At 74.8% G+C, this 14,106-nt stretch carries 12 protein-coding genes and 1 tRNA gene; all 13 read right to left on the bottom strand.

Annotated elements, in window-relative coordinates; genetic code table 11:
• Positions 1-14: 14 nt before the first annotated feature.
• The 13 genes from F593_RS0114820 to metG all read right to left on the bottom strand — a co-directional run bounded on the left by F593_RS0114820 (position 15) and on the right by metG (position 14,027).
• Positions 15-995, bottom strand: coding sequence for a ribose-phosphate diphosphokinase (locus tag F593_RS0114820; RefSeq protein ID WP_028721701.1), 981 nt, complete (start codon positions 993-995; stop codon positions 15-17).
• Between the two features lie 193 nt (positions 996-1,188).
• A complete protein-coding gene (gene glmU, locus F593_RS0114815; protein WP_022929533.1) occupies positions 1,189-2,595 on the bottom strand; it encodes a bifunctional UDP-N-acetylglucosamine diphosphorylase/glucosamine-1-phosphate N-acetyltransferase GlmU in 1,407 nt (468 codons plus the stop codon).
• Positions 2,596-2,644: 49 nt separating this feature from the next.
• Positions 2,645-3,364 (bottom strand): alpha/beta fold hydrolase, encoded by a 720-nt coding sequence (locus F593_RS25600; protein WP_033207700.1) that lies wholly within the window; start codon positions 3,362-3,364, stop codon positions 2,645-2,647.
• Between the two features lie 186 nt (positions 3,365-3,550).
• A tRNA-Gln gene (locus tag F593_RS0114805) sits at positions 3,551-3,622 on the bottom strand.
• Between the two features lie 97 nt (positions 3,623-3,719).
• Positions 3,720-5,690 carry a PKD domain-containing protein gene (locus tag F593_RS0114800; RefSeq protein WP_157251843.1) on the bottom strand — a complete coding sequence of 657 codons (1,971 nt, stop codon included), beginning with the start codon at positions 5,688-5,690 and terminating at the stop codon, positions 3,720-3,722.
• A gap of 177 nt (positions 5,691-5,867) precedes the next feature.
• Positions 5,868-6,659: an MTAP family purine nucleoside phosphorylase gene (locus tag F593_RS25595; protein WP_022929530.1), complete on the bottom strand. Its 792-nt coding sequence runs from the start codon at positions 6,657-6,659 to the stop codon at positions 5,868-5,870.
• A 71-nt stretch (positions 6,660-6,730) separates the two neighbouring features.
• On the bottom strand, positions 6,731-7,972 hold the full coding sequence (locus F593_RS0114790) for a PucR family transcriptional regulator (RefSeq protein ID WP_022929529.1): 1,242 nt from the start codon (positions 7,970-7,972) through the stop codon (positions 6,731-6,733).
• Positions 7,973-8,038: 66 nt separating this feature from the next.
• The gene (locus F593_RS0114785; protein ID WP_022929528.1) at positions 8,039-8,254 is read right to left on the bottom strand and encodes a hypothetical protein; all 216 of its coding nucleotides are present in this window, start codon (positions 8,252-8,254) and stop codon (positions 8,039-8,041) included.
• Positions 8,251-9,855 (bottom strand): VTT domain-containing protein, encoded by a 1,605-nt coding sequence (locus tag F593_RS28525; RefSeq protein WP_022929527.1) that lies wholly within the window; start codon positions 9,853-9,855, stop codon positions 8,251-8,253. Before F593_RS28525 ends, F593_RS0114785 begins: the two co-directional genes overlap by 4 nt.
• A complete protein-coding gene (locus tag F593_RS25585; protein ID WP_157251841.1) occupies positions 9,852-10,784 on the bottom strand; it encodes a 4-(cytidine 5'-diphospho)-2-C-methyl-D-erythritol kinase in 933 nt (310 codons plus the stop codon). The genes F593_RS28525 and F593_RS25585 overlap by 4 nt, the downstream gene beginning before the upstream one ends.
• Positions 10,781-11,749 carry a 16S rRNA (adenine(1518)-N(6)/adenine(1519)-N(6))-dimethyltransferase RsmA gene (gene rsmA, locus F593_RS25580; RefSeq protein WP_022929525.1) on the bottom strand — a complete coding sequence of 323 codons (969 nt, stop codon included), beginning with the start codon at positions 11,747-11,749 and terminating at the stop codon, positions 10,781-10,783. The genes F593_RS25585 and rsmA overlap by 4 nt, the downstream gene beginning before the upstream one ends.
• Positions 11,746-12,501 carry a TatD family hydrolase gene (locus tag F593_RS0114765; protein ID WP_022929524.1) on the bottom strand — a complete coding sequence of 252 codons (756 nt, stop codon included), beginning with the start codon at positions 12,499-12,501 and terminating at the stop codon, positions 11,746-11,748. Before F593_RS0114765 ends, rsmA begins: the two co-directional genes overlap by 4 nt.
• Positions 12,498-14,027 (bottom strand): methionine--tRNA ligase, encoded by a 1,530-nt coding sequence (metG, locus tag F593_RS0114760; RefSeq protein WP_022929523.1) that lies wholly within the window; start codon positions 14,025-14,027, stop codon positions 12,498-12,500. Before metG ends, F593_RS0114765 begins: the two co-directional genes overlap by 4 nt.
• Positions 14,028-14,106: the final 79 nt, after the last annotated feature.

Below are 14,106 nucleotides of genomic sequence, written 5' to 3'. Positions count from 1 at the left end.
GGCCGGTCCCTTCCCTAGAAGAGCTGGTTCTCGCCCTGGAAGACCTCGGAGACCGAGTCGTCCGTGAAGATGCTGCGGATCGAGTCCGTCAGGAGGGTGGCGCAGGAGACGACGTGCAAGTTGTCCGGCGCGCCCAGGCGGATCGGGATCGTGTCGGTGACGACGATCTGCTCGAACGGCGCGGCGGCGAGGTTCTCGTAGGCCTTGCCGGAGAGGACGGCGTGGGTGGCGGCGGCGTAGACCTTCGACGCGCCCGCGGCCTTCACGGCCTCGCCGGCGGCCCGGAGCGTGCCGGCGGTGTCGATGATGTCGTCGACGATGATCGCCGTCTTGCCCTTCACGTCGCCGATGACGTGACCGATCTGGGCGACCTGCTGCTGCGGCCGCTCCTTGTCGAGGATCGCGAGGTCGGCGCCCATGCGGTCGGCGAACTTCTTGTTGAGCTTCACGCGGCCGGCGTCCGGGGCGACGACGACGAGGTCCTCGTCGAGCTGCAGGTCCATGAAGTACTGCGTGAGCATCATCATCGCCGTCATGTGGTCGACGGGGATCTGGAAGAAGCCCTGGACCTGGCCGGCGTGGAGGTCCATCGTCAGCACGCGGTCGGCGCCGGCGGACTCGAGCATCCGGGCGACGAGGCGGGCGGAGATCGGCTCGCGCGGGGCGCTCTTCTTGTCCTGACGGGAGTAGCCGTACCAGGGGGTCACCGCGATGACGCGGTGGGCGCTGGCGCCGACGGCGGCGTCGATCATCACCAGGAGCTCCATCAGCGCGTCGTTGGCGCTGATGCCCGTCTCGGGGTTGGCGCAGGTCGGCTGGACGAGGAAGACGTCCGCCCCGCGGATCGACTCCTCGAACCGGCAGTAGACCTCGCCGTTGGAGAAGGTCTTCAGAGTGATCGGGCCGGGGGCAACGCCGAGGCGGCTGCCGATGGCGTCTGCGAGGCCTGGGTTGGCCCGCCCACTGAAGAGCATGAGCTTCTTGCCGTACTCCAGCTGCATGCTCGTGGCGGAGTCGACGATCGAACGGACGGAGCTCACGGTGAGGCGGATCCAGTGCGAGGAGGCGAGTGCGAGCGGGGCACGAAGGATGCCGCCGCTCACCGGAGGGTAACCACACGGGCTGGCCGGAGGGGTACGGCTCGGCCGGACCGCACGCCGCGCCCGGCCGGTGTCCGTCGTACGCCGCTCAGTCCTTGGCGGCCGCGCGGGCCGCGGCCTGCTCGGCGTAGCCCTCGATGTTCTTCTGGCGCTCGCGGGCGATCCCCAGCGCGCCGGCGGGGACGTCCTTCGTGATGACGCTGCCGGCCCCGGTGTAGGCGTCGTCGCCCACGGTCACGGGCGCGACGAACGTGGTGTCGACGCCGGTGCGGACGCCCGCGCCGATCGTGGTGCGGTGCTTGTGGTACCCGTCGTAGTTCGACGTGATGGTGGCCGCGCCGATGTTCGTGCCCGGACCGATCTCGGCGTCGCCGATGTAGGACAGGTGCGGGACCTTCGACCCCTTCCCCACGTCGGCGTTCTTCAGCTCGACGAACGCGCCGGCCTTGGCCCCCTCGCGCAGCAGGGTGCCGGGTCGCAGGTACGAGAAGGGCCCGATCGTGGAGCCCGCCTCGGCCACGGCCCCGAGCACGTGCGAGTGCAGCACGGTGGCGCCGGCGCCGATCGTCGCGTCGATCGCGGTGGTGTGGGGACCGACGACGGCACCCGCGGCGATCGTGGTGGTGCCGCGCAGCACGCAGCCGGGCTCGATCGTGGCGTCCGCCTCGATACGCACGCCGTCATCGATGACGGTCGACGCGGGGTTGACGATCGTCACGCCGGCGCGCAGGTGCGCCTCGTGGATCCGCGCCTGCAGGACCTCACGCACGACCGCGAGCTCGGCGCGGTCGTTCGCGCCGAGGACGATCTCGGGCGTCGGCGCCTGGTGCGCGCCCACGCGGTCGCCGTCGGCGCGGAGGATGCCGAGGACGTCGGGGAGGTACTTCTCGCCCTGCGCGTTGTCGCCGCCGACCCGCGGCAGGGCGGCGAGCAGCCGATCGCCGGAGAAGCAGTAGACGCCGGCGTTGACCTCGCGGATCAAGAGCTCCTCCGGGGTGGCGTCGCCGGCGACCTTCGTCTCGACGATCTTGAGGACCGCACCGTCGGCGTCGCGCACGACGCGGCCGAGCTGCCCCGGGTCCGGGAGCTCGGCGGAGAGCACCGTGGCGGAGTTGCCCTCGGCGGCGTGGGTGGCCAGCAGCCCGGCGACCACCTCGCCCGTGACGAGCGGGGCGTCGCCCGTCAGCACGACCACGGGCCGGTCGGGATCGATCAGGTCGGTCGCGGCGATGACCGCACCCGCGGTGCCGTCGCCGTGCCGGTCGGCGTGCTGCTCGACGATCTGCACGTCCGCCGGCAGGTGCCCGTCGAGGACGCGCGCCGGCTGGTCGACGACGACCGTGCGGTGCGCCCCCACCTCGCCGGCGGCCCGCAGGGGCCAGCCGACGAGGGGCAGGCCGCACAGGTCGTGCAGGACCTTCGGCGTGCTCGATCGCATCCGGGTGCCGCGACCCGCGGCCAGGACGATGACGGTCGGGGCGTGTGCGGCGCTCACGCCCCGAGCGTACGCGACCCGGACGACACGCCCGGGCGGCGTGGCCCGCTCAGACGGCCTCGACGGCCTGCAGGATGACGTCCGCAACGGTGCCGGGGGTGCTGACGCCCAGCGCGTGCGACGCCCCGTCGACCTCGACGGTGCCCTTCGAGCCGGCGCGCTCGGCCATGAACCGCAGCGACGCGACCGGGATGTTGCGGTCCTCGGTGCCGAAGACGAACCAGGACGGGATCGTCTTCCAGGCGGCGGCCTTGGCGGCCTCGCCGAGCGCGGCCTCCGCGATCGGACGCTGCGTCACCGCCATCAGGTTCGCCGTGGCCTCGTCGACGTCGTGGCAGAACTGCGCCCGGAAGCGGTCGGGGCTGATGCGCAGGTCCGTGCCGCCGTCGGCGAGCGGCGCCGGCACGAGGGTCTCGCCGAGCGAGCTGCCCGGGAACCGGCCGGCCAGGTCGCCGCACGACTCGCCCTCCTCGGGCGCGAACGCGGCGACGTAGACCAGGGCCTTCACGGCGTCGCTGCCGGCGGCTGCGGAGGACGCGACGGCGCCGCCGTAGGAGTGGCCGACGAGGACGATCGGGCCCTCGAGGGCGTCGAGCTGGGCCCGCAGCGACGCGGCGTCGGAGGCCACGCCCCGCAGCGGGTTGGCCGCGGCGACGACGGTGCAGCCCGCGTCCTGCAGCACGGCTACGACGCCGCTCCAGCTGGCGGACTCGGCGAACGCGCCGTGCACGAGGACGACGGTGGGACGGGAAGGATCGGACGGGGCCATGAGGCGCTCCAGGACGAGGTGGTCGGAGTCCGGAGCCTGCCTCACGCCGGTGGAGCATGCATCCGTCGAAAGACGGAACGTTCCGCGACGGACGTGAGCCGTCGAGGCGCGCTGCGGCGCGTGCGGCGACGGCCGGCGGCGGCCTCCCGGCCGCCGGTTCGCGAGGACATCGGGCCCACCCGGAAGCTGGGGAGCAAGGATTCGAACCTTGACCTGACGGCTCCAAAGGCCGCCGTGCTGCCGTTACACCACTCCCCAACGGGTGCGTTCACAGTCTTGCGGAAGACCGCGCCCGCCGTCCTGCCGGTAGGTCGCCCGGCAGGACGGGCCGCAGAGCGCGGCGGGCGGCCGTCCGTCAGCAGGCCGTGAACGACCGGTTGGCCGCGGCCGAGGCCGTCCGCGCCTTCGACCCCGTCCCGAGCGCCACGACGCTCAGCGTGTAGCGCCCGCGCTTCCTGAGGGCATCGGCGAGCGGCCGCGGGATCCGCAGCGCGACGGACGCCCCGTCGACGACGACCGTCGTGCGGCCGCGCAGGCCGGTCGGCGGACGCCGGAGCGGACGGGGCCGCACGGGGCACGTCAGCGGACGACGCAGCTTCTCGGCGCCGAGGTAGCGCTCGCGGTAGAGCCGCAGCCGCACGCGCGACGCGTGGCGCACACGCAGGCGCAGCACCCACCCCTTCGAGGTCTCCTGGATCGAGCGGATGCGCACCGTGGGGTCGGACGGGGACCGCGGCTGCTTCCCGCCGGGCTTCGGCTCCGGCAGGGGCACCTCGGCGCCGGGCCCGGGCGGCGGCGTCGGCGCCCCCGCGTCGTCGGCGACCACGGTGACGGTCGTTGTCGCGCGGCTGCGGTTGCCGGCGGCGTCCGTGGCCGTCACCTCGAGGCGGTGCTCGCCGGCCTCGGGTGCCCGGCCGTTGACGGTGGTCCCGTCCTCTCCGAAGGGCCGGCCGTCGAGCCGCCAGGAGACCGTGCCGATGCTCCAGGCGTCGCTGGCCTGCACGCTGGCCGAGAAGCGCTCGCCGGGGGCCAGGCGGGAGGGCGCCCGCAGGCCGGAGAGCGTCGGGGGCGTCCGGTCGTCGACCGTGAACGCGCCGGCGGCGTTCTCCTCGTCCGAGACCGCGACGACCAGGCTGCCCTGCGGATCCGTCCCGACCGCCTTCACCGCCCCGGGAGCACGGGGGCCCGTGACGGGGGGCTCGCCGCCACAGTCCTCGCGCACGTCGTGCCGCACGATGGCGCGCGCCGCGTCGAGGCCGACGAGGGTGATGGCGCCGGCCGTCGGGGTCGACCGGGGATCGAGCGCCCGGCCGGGCACGACGCACTCCGGGCCGGCGGTGGGCGGCAGCACCTTGACGACCGGGAACCCGTCGCCGTCCTCCGTCACGAGCGTCGCGGCCACGAGGATGCGGCCGGACGGGAACGCGCGGGTCTCGACGACGGCCGAGCCCTCGCCGGGCAGCGACGCGACCTCCCTCGTCGCGGTGCCCTGGACCGACAACCACGCGTACGTCGTCGTGACGCCGTTCGCGTCCGGGGCCGTTCCGCCCCACACGGCCGTCGGGACCGCGGCTCCCGGGGGCACGGCGATCTCCTCGATGAGGGCGTCCGGGGAGATGTCGTCGTCGATCACCAGCGTGACCCGGGGGTCCGGGGCGGCGCCGGGGCGGACGCGCAGCCCGGCGATCTCCGTCGTGGTGTCGTTCGTCTCGAGCCAGGCCGCCGCGTAGCCGCCGCCGCTGGCCGGCGCGACGTCCGCGGGGCTCGCCACGGTGCCGTCGGCGGAGACGATCTGGTCGTTCGGCGTCGTCCCGGCGCGGGCGAGGACGAGGTGCAGCGCGCTGTCGCCGTCGCCGTAGACGACCGCGACGGACCCGTCCCCCGCCGCGGCCACCGCCTCGAGGCTGTCGTCCCCGTCGACGTCGATGCTCCCGGCGAGCGTGAACACCCCGCCGGCGTCGATGGTCCCCACCTGCAGCGTCGGCGTGGGCTCGGGGACGATGAACGCGACGGCCCCACCCGCGCCGTACACCGCGTACTCCTCCGGCGGGACGGGGCTCGGGGCCGGCCGCAACGTCGATGACCCCGGTGAGCGGAGCGCCAGCTGCGTGGTGCCGAGGTCGTCGACGCCCGCGAACGCCGCCTGTCCCGGCACGCCCGTCCACAGGGCCTCGGGCTCGAACCCCAGGGCCGCCGGCGGCGTCCACGCGGCGCCGGCCGGGGCGGCCGCGAGGGCGAATCCTCCCAGCACCGAGGCCGCGAGCAGCGCCGCTGGGCGTGCGCGGCGACCGGGGACGGGAGGGGACGACGGGCGGGTGGGTGACACGCGGGGCGCTCCGGGGTGCGGGACGGCGGCACCGGCGGGGCTGCAGGCCCGGCCCGCGCCGCGCAGGGTGCGGGGATCCAACCACACGCCCCGTGCGGTGTACAGGCTGCATCCGCAGGACCGATCGCCGACAACGCCCGGCCCGGCGGCCCCGGCCGAGCGGCGGGAGGCTGGCCCTCAGTCCCAGGTGATGTTCGTGCCGACGGGGCGGAGGTCGGCACCCGCCGCCCGTGGGATGGCCTCGGCGAGCACCGCAGCGAAGTCGCCGACGGAGCGGCCGATGAGCTCCATGAGGGTCTCGACCGGAGTCGCCTGCTCCCGCACCCCGTTGGCGTAGTCCGTCTGGAAGCCGATGAGCGCGTACGGGATGCCGGCCTCGGCGAACAGGACCGTCTCGGGGCCCGCCGTCTGGCTCACCGCGGTGACGCCCACCGCGCGCAGGGAGCGGATCTCGGCCTTCGTGTTGAAGCGGGGCCCGTCGACGTGGCCGTAGCACCCGCCGTCGCGGACCTCGCGGCCCGTCGCGCGGGCGGCGTCCAGCAGCGCCGCGCGGAGGGTCGGGCTGAACGGGTCCTCGAACACCCAGTGCCCGCGGCCGGGGGCGCCCGGCTCGTCGTGCAGCGTGCAGAGGCTCCCGTCCGCGAGGCGGTTCTGGAGGAAGTGCAGGTCGTCGAAGACCACGAGGCTTCCGAGCTCGGCGTCGGGATCGCAGGTGCCGCAGACGGTCACGGCGAGCACCGCGTCGACGCCCAGCTCGCGCATCGCCAGCACGTTCGCCCGGTGCGTGACCTGGTGCGAGACGAGCTCGTGGCCATCGCGGTGGCGGGCCAGATGGACCACCTCCACGTCGCCGATCCGGCCGAGCGTCACCGGGACCGCGCCGTCCCCGGTCTCCACCGTGCGGGCCTCCCCCTGCTCCAGGCCCTCCAGTCGGTAGGTGCCCGAGCCCGTGACGATGCCGATCCGCATGGGCGGCGATGCTACGGCAGGCCGCCGCCGTCCCCGTGGCGCACGGGCGCGGCGCTCGCCGCCGGCGGCGCTCAGCGCGCCGTGCGGCGGGTGCCCGAGGCCGCCCGGCGCGGGCGCGTCTCGCGCTCGCCGAGGGTCGGGCCGTCGTGCTGGCCGAGGCCGAGCACGCGCATCGCCTTCAGGCCGAGGCTCAGGCGCTCCCGGCCGTCGCTCGAGGTCACGTCGAGCCCGCACAGCTCGCGGACCCGCTCCAGGCGGTAGCGGACGGTGTGGCGGTGCGTGAAGAGGCGCTGCGCCGCGGCGGCGACGGAGCCGTCGGCGTCGAGGTAGGCCGTGACGGTGCCGACGAGATCGGTCTCGTACTGCGCGTCGTACGCGGCGAGCGGCTCGATCGTCTCGGCGTAGAACCGGCGCAGTTCGTCGGGGTTCTCGCTCATCGCGGAGAGCAGCAGGCGGTACGCGCCCGTCTCCTCGAAGCCGAGCACCGCGACCTCGGGGTCACCCTCGGAGACGTTGCACGCCAGGAGCGCCTCCTGCACGGCGCGCGGCAGGTCGCCGGGCTGGTCCGTGGGCCGGCCGTGGCCGACGGACACGGCGTGGCCGGGCAGCACGCCGTCGAGCTCGGTGAACGCGGCCTGGGCGGCACGCGGCACGGCGTCCTCGCCGCCCGCGGGGATGAGCGCGACGATCTCCGACGCGGGACCGCCCCGGTCGAGTCCGCCGACGAGCGACGTCGGGGACACGGCACGCGCCCCGCGTTCGACGGCGGCGAGGGCGCGGGCCCGCCAGCCCTCGTCCCCGGCGACGTGCGGATGCACCCGGACCACGAGCGCCCCCGTCGACTCGGAGAGGTCCATCCCCAGCTCGGCGCCGCGCTCGACGATCGCCGGCCCGTCGACGACCGTGCCGTCGAGCAGGTCGGAGCAGAAGGCGGCGGACTCCTCCTGGCTGGCCCGGGCGGGAGCGCGGACGCGCTCGACCTCGAGAGCCAGGACGGTGAGGACGAGGGAGAGCACGCCGGGGTCCGGCTCGCCGCGGTGCTGGAGGACCGCGCTGCCCGCGGTCTCGCCCGCCACGGTCAGCGTGAGGGCCTCGAGGTCGCCGCGGGCGGCGAGCAGCCGACGCTCCTCGTCGCGGGAGCGGGCGGCCACCGCGAGCACCGCGCCCCCGCGGTCGGCGACGACGAGCCCGGCGTCGAGCGCCCGTGCGACGGCGCGTGCCAGAGCCGGTAGACCGGAGCCGGACGCCACCGCCTCGGCGACGGCGTCGAGCGGTCCGGCGTCACTGACGACCGGCGAGTCGGGCGGATGCACAACCCGCATCGTACCGGCAGCCGTCCCGAGTTCCGTGCCGCCCCTCCGCCGGACGGCCCCCGGCGATCAGCTGAGGAAGCGGTCCACGAAGCTGAGTCCGGCGTACACGCCGCCCATCGCGAACGCCCCCACGACGACGAGCGCGAGGACCGCGGCGGCCCCGCGCTGCCACCACGTGGCGTACATGCGCATGACCGGGACGAAGACGAGCGCGATCACCACGACGAGCGCGATGAGCCCGCCGATGCCGGCCACGAGGTAGGTGGTGGTGTCCCCGGTCATGCGCCCGGAGTGTGACGGATGTGTCCGACGACGATCGCCACGATGCCGCAGAGGGCGAGCACGGCGGCGGACAGGCCGGCGCCCGCGAGCACGTCGGAGACGTAGGCCGTGCGCAGGACGATCGGCGCGGAGCTGATGAGCACGCCGAGGATCACGGCCAGGCCCGTCAGGCCGACGCGGCCGGGGATCCGGCGGACGGACGGGCTGAGCGCCACGGCGATCGCCACCCAGATGGCGGCGCCGACGGCGACGAGCGACGGGAAGCTCGAGCCCGCGACGTCGATGAGGGCGGAGCCGGGAGCGGTGCGCTCCTCCCCACCGCGGACGAGGGCCGCCAGGGCCAGCGTCAGGCCGACCGACGCCACGAGCGCGATCGCGGTGCCGACGCGGCGTCGGCGCACCCACAGGAAGAGCGCGGCCAGCAGCGAGGCGCCGCCGACGACGGGCGCGGAGCCGAGCACGACGCCGATCCGCCCGAGCGTCTCCGTCGGCCCCCAGGAGAGCCGGTCGGCCCAGCGCAGCGTCTCGCGGTCGTACGACGTCGTCGTCGCGGGCGTGCCGTTGTCGAGCAGCGACTCGATGCCGACGAAGGCGAACGCCCCGACGGCCGCGACCGCGACGAGGGTCGTGACCTCGAGCCCGATCCCACCGGGCGTGATCCGGTGCCACACGAACCGGGCGGGCCCGGAGAAGGGACGCCAGGCCGCGATCGCCAGCCGGCCGCCGCGCGTGCGACCGAGCCGGTCGAAGAACTCGCCGACCTGCCGGCGGTGCTCCTCCTCGCCGAGCCAGTGGATCGCGGCGACGATCGCGACGACGACCACGACGGCGGTGCCGAACGCGAACGCCCCCTGCTTCACCCAACCGAGCAACCGGTCGAGGCTGCGCCAGAAGAGGTAGCCGAGCGTGACGAAGAGGGCCGCCCAGAGGCCGCTGCCGACCACGGCGTAGGGCACGAAGCGCCGCCACGTCACGCCGCTCGAGCCGAGGATGAAGGGCGCCACGGCGCGGACGAAGCCGATGAAGCGGCCGATGACGATCGCCTTGCCGCCGTGCTTGTCGAGGAACCCCTCGACGTGCTCGAGGCGATCCGAGGTGATCTTCACCTTGGGGCCGTGGCGCTCGAGGAACGAGCGGCCGAGCTTGCGGCCGAGCCAGAAGCTGGCCGTGTCGCCGAGGAACGCGGCGGCCCAGACCACCGCGAGGAGCGTGCCGTAGCCCAGCGTGCCCTCGCCGGCGAGCACGCCGCCGAGGATGACGAACGTCTCCCCCGGCGCCACGAGCCCGACGAACGCACCCGTCTCGAGGAACGCCAGGACGCCCACGAGCACGTAGGCCCACGCGCCGATGGCGTCGCCGACGTCCTCGACGTACTCCTGCAGGGGGAGGTCCTCGAGGGACGGCAGCGTCACCAGGCCGCTGCCGAGGACCGCCCCGACGACGACGGCGACGACGGTGGCGGGGATCGCCCAGCCCGGGGTCTCACCCCGACGGCGGAAGAACCAGAGGAGGAGCGGGGCCAGGACGAGCAGGCCCAGCCAGAGCGGCTTGACCTGGGCGAGCGGGACGGAGGCCCAGGCCGACGGGTTCGCGAGGCTCATGCGGGCGGGATCGTAGTGACCGGCGCGCCGGCGGACGGCACGGTGACCAGCGCGTCGAGGCCGTCGGCGCGCAGGCGCTCCGCCGCGTCGCGGGCCACGGGCTCGTCCGCGAACCAGCCGACCGTCGTCGGGCCGGAACCGCAGACCATGGCCGGATGCGCGCCCGTCGCCGCCAGCGCGGCGACGTGCTCCCCGACGACGGGAGCCAGGTCGACGGCGGCGCGGCCGAGGTCGTTCTGGGCGAGCTCGGCGGGCAGCGTGGGGCCGCCGGGGGCGCGCAACGCCGCGGCGACCCGCTCGCGGGCGGCGGCGAGCTCGGCCGCGGTGCGCGGCGGCGCCAGCTCGTCCGCGCGACGGAACACGCTGGGGGTCGACAGGCCGAGGGCGGCGCGCACGACGACGAGGGCGCCGGGCAGCACGCCCGGGATCCGCTCGAGCCGCTCCCCCGCGCCGGCCGCGAGGGCCAGGCCGGGCTCGAGCCCGTGGGGGACGTCGGCACCGAGGGCCGCGGCCAACCCGGCCAGCAGCGCCGGGTCGTCGTGGCCGGAGGCGTGGGCGCACAGCCGCAGCACGGCGCTGGCGTCGGCGGAGCCGCCGGCCATACCCGCCGCGACGGGGATGCGCTTGACGATCCGGACGGTGAGCGGCCCGGGATCCCAGCCCGTGGCCTCGCGGAAGACCCGGAGGGCGCGCAGGGCGAGGTTGTCGCCTTCGACGCCGGGGCAGTCCACGGCGTCCTCCGTCGCCCCCTCCGCCGCGGGCACGAGCGCCACGTCGTCGTGCAGGGCCAGGGACTGCATGACGGAGGTCAGCTCGTGCCGCCCGTCCTCGGGGCGCACGGGCCCCACGAGGAGGGTGGCGTTGACCTTCGCCGGGGCCGCGGTGCGGAGCCCGGCCGCGGGCACACCGGTGCCGGGAGCACCGGTCACGCCGCCGCCCGCCACGCGTCGATCTGGGCGACCGTCGCCGTGTCGCCCTCGGCGTGGGCGACGGCGCGGGCCAGGTCGGCGAACGCCGCGGCGGGCATCCGCTCCGCCCGCACGTCGAGCGGCAGGTCGAGCTCCTGGAGCGCGGCGCGGACGGCGTCGCGGCGGGCGGTCTGGTGCTCGCGCGGGGCGCCGAGCGAGACGGACTTCGCCAGGGCCTTGCGGCGGTGGAGGAACGCGGCGTTGACGAGCGCCCGCACGGCCTTCGGCGCCGGGGGACGCACGCGGGTGAGGCCGAGCAGCACGCTGTCGACGTTCGGCACCGGCGCGAAGATCCGCCGCGAGACGGCCCGGAGGACCTTGACCTCGCAGGACAGCTGCGCCAGCGCGGACGGCGCGCCGTAGGCCTTCGTGCCGGGCGAGGCGGCGAACCGCTCGCCCACCTCCTTCTGCACCATCGCGACCCACCGCTCCACGCTCGGGACCTCGGCCACCGTGCGCAGGATGACCGTGGCGGCGACGTTGTAGGGGAGGTTGGAGACGCAGACCGTGGGCGCCGGATCGAGCGCCGCGAGGTCGAGCTTGACCGCGTCGCCGAAGTGCAGCTGCGCTCCGGGGTACGGCGCGAGCGCCTCGCGCAGCGGCTCCTCGAGGCTCCGGTCGAGCTCGACGACGTGCAGCCCCGCGACCCGGGCACCGAGGTGCTCGGAGAGCACGCCCAGTCCCCCGCCGACCTCGAGCGCCACGTCGTCCTCGCGCAGCTGGGCCAGGCGGGCGATGACGCCGAGGATGTTGTCGTCGACGAGGAAGTTCTGGCCCAGCTCGCGCTTCGGGCGCACGCCGTGCTCGGCCATGCGCCGGAGGCTGGGCTGGACGAGCCCGCCGTCGCGGACGACGTCGCCCGCCCCCGCCGGGTCGGCCGTCGCCGCCGCGGCGATGGCGCGCCGCTCGTCCTCCGCCTCGCTCACGCGTCCCACCCGAAGACCCGCGCCGCGTTCGCCGTGACGGCGGCGTCGAGCTCCTCGTAGGACTGCCCCCGCTGCGCGGCGACGAAGCGGGCGGTCTCGGTCACGTAAGCCGACTGGTTCTTCTCGCGCCGGCGCGACTGCGGCGTGAGGTACGGCGCGTCCGTCTCGACGAGGATCCGGTCGTCGGGGACCGTCGCCGCGGCGAGCGCCAGGTCGGCGTTCTTCGGGTAGGTCACGTTGCCGGCGAAGGAGACGTACCAGCCCTCCTCGAGACATTCGTGCAGGCGCGAGGGCATGGAGAAGCAGTGCAGGATCACCGTGACGCCGGCCGCGTGCTCGCGCAGCGTGGTGATCGTCTCGTCGTCCGCGGCACGGGTGTGGATCACGAGCGGCTTGGACGTCTCGCGGGCGATCGCGATCTGGTCGAGGAACGCGGCGCGCTGGTCGTCGGCGGGCGCGCCCTCGCGGAAGTAGTCCAGGCCGGTCTCGCCGATCGCGGCGCAGCGCGGGTGCGCCGCGAGCTGCCGCAGGTCGGCCGCCGCCGCGTCGTCGTAGCCCGCGGCGGCGTTGGGGTGCCGGCCGATGGCGGCCCAGACCTCGGCGAACGTGTCGGCGGCGGCGAGCGCGGTACGGCAGCTCTCGGGGTCCATGCCGACGGTGAGGATCCGCCGGACGCCCGCGGCGCGCGCGTTGCCGACGAGCTCGTCGTTCCCCGGCCCGCAGGAGTCGAGGTGCGTGTGGCTGTCGATCATGCGGTCGCCGACGACTCGGCGCGGTCCTTCGGGAACAGCGGGGCGAGCTCGCCGACCGTCGTCGGGGTGCCCGAGCCCAGCGTGGTGCCCGACCAGGCGAGGTCGGGGCAGCCGAGCGCGTCCAGCAGCGTCTCCGTGCTCGTCGGCAGCCACGGGTGCAGCAGCACGCCGAGCGCGCGCACGCCCTCGACGAGGGTGTGCAGCACGACGTCGAGGGCCTCGGGCGACGCGGCGTCGTTCTTCTCCGCCTTGGCGAGCGTCCACGGCGCCCGCTCCTCGACGAAGCGGTTCAGCCGGCGCACGCGCTCCCAGATCGTCTCGAGGGCCTGCGAGATCTGGCCCTCGTCGAGCTGCCGCGCGACGGCGTCACCGAGACCGTCGAACGCCGCCGCGATCTCCGGGTCGAGCGCCGCGTCGGGCACCCGTCCGTCGCGGTAGCGCCGGACCATCGCCAGGGAGCGCGACGCGAGGTTGCCGAAGTCGTTGGCCAGCTCGCTCTCGTAGCGGAGCTTGAGCCCCTCGAAGGAGACGGATCCGTCCTGCCCGAAGGCCACCTCGCGCAGCAGGTAGAACCGCACGGCGTCGGCCCCGAACTGCTCGATCGCGGCGAACGGGTCCAGCACGTTGCCCTTCGACTTGCTCATCTTCGCGCCGTCGACGAGCAGGAACCCGCCGACCATCACGCGCTTGGGGACCTCGAGTCCGGCGGCCATGAGCAGCGCCGGCCAGTAGATCGTGTGGAACTTGAGGATGTCCTTGCCGATGACGTGCGTCGGCGGCCAGTGGCTCTCGGTGAGGTCGCTGCCCTCGCGCCCGAACTTCAGTGCGGTCCGGTAGTTGAGGAGCGCGTCCCACCACACGTAGAAGACGTGCTCGGGGTCCCACGGCACCTCGACGCCCCAGGTGATGGCGTTGCGGCTGAGGGAGACGTCCTGCAGGCCGCCCTTGATGAACGCGAGCGCCTCGTTGCGCCGCGACTGCGGCACGACCCAGTCCGGGCGGTCGGCGTAGAGCTGCTCGAGCTGCTCCTGGAACGCGGAGAGCTTGAAGAACCAGTTGTTCTCGGACTCGCGGATCAGGGCGATGCCGTGGATCGGGCAGGTGTTGCCCTCCGCGATCTCCTGGTCCGTCTTGAAGTCGGCGCACTTCGGGCAGTACCAGCCCTCGTACTGGCCCTCGTAGACGTAGCCGTTGTCCTTCACCTGCGTGAGGAACTCCTGCACCGCCGTCTTGTGGCGCGGGTCCGAGGTGCGGACGAAGAAGTCGTTGCTGGACTCGAGGACGGGGCCCATCGCCTCGAACCGCGGGGCGTTCTCGTCCACGAGCTCCTGCGGCGTGATGCCGCGCTCCGCGGCGACGTTGGCGACGGGCTCGCCGTGCTCGTCCGTGCCCGTGAGGAAGAAGACGTCGTCGCCCCGCTGGCGGTGGTGCCGGGCCAGGACGTCGGCCACGATCGTCGAGTACGCGTGACCCAGGTGCGGCGCGGCGTTGACGTAGAAGATCGGGGTCGTGACGGAGTAGCCCATGCCCCATGGAGGGTACCGGCGCGCCTCCGGCGGCCCGGCGGCGAGGCCCGACGGGGCCGACGCGCGCCGCGCCCGGCAT

The organism is Patulibacter americanus DSM 16676 (assembly GCF_000420025.1).
GTDB classification, from domain to species: Bacteria; Actinomycetota; Thermoleophilia; order Solirubrobacterales; family Solirubrobacteraceae; genus Patulibacter; species Patulibacter americanus.
This window is presented reverse-complemented; position numbering and strand designations above follow the sequence as displayed.

What these genes read in the sequence shown, in the direction of transcription:
- F593_RS0114785 (WP_022929528.1), bottom strand. Translation starts at nt 8,254, where the DNA reads ATGACCGGGGACACCACCACCTACCTCGTGGCCGGCATCGGCGGGCTC.
- F593_RS25600 (WP_033207700.1), bottom strand. Translation starts at nt 3,364, where the DNA reads ATGGCCCCGTCCGATCCTTCCCGTCCCACCGTCGTCCTCGTGCACGGC.
- metG (WP_022929523.1), bottom strand. Translation starts at nt 14,027, where the DNA reads ATGGGCTACTCCGTCACGACCCCGATCTTCTACGTCAACGCCGCGCCG.
- F593_RS25595 (WP_022929530.1), bottom strand. Translation starts at nt 6,659, where the DNA reads ATGCGGATCGGCATCGTCACGGGCTCGGGCACCTACCGACTGGAGGGC.
- F593_RS0114765 (WP_022929524.1), bottom strand. Translation starts at nt 12,501, where the DNA reads ATGATCGACAGCCACACGCACCTCGACTCCTGCGGGCCGGGGAACGAC.
- F593_RS28525 (WP_022929527.1), bottom strand. Translation starts at nt 9,855, where the DNA reads ATGAGCCTCGCGAACCCGTCGGCCTGGGCCTCCGTCCCGCTCGCCCAG.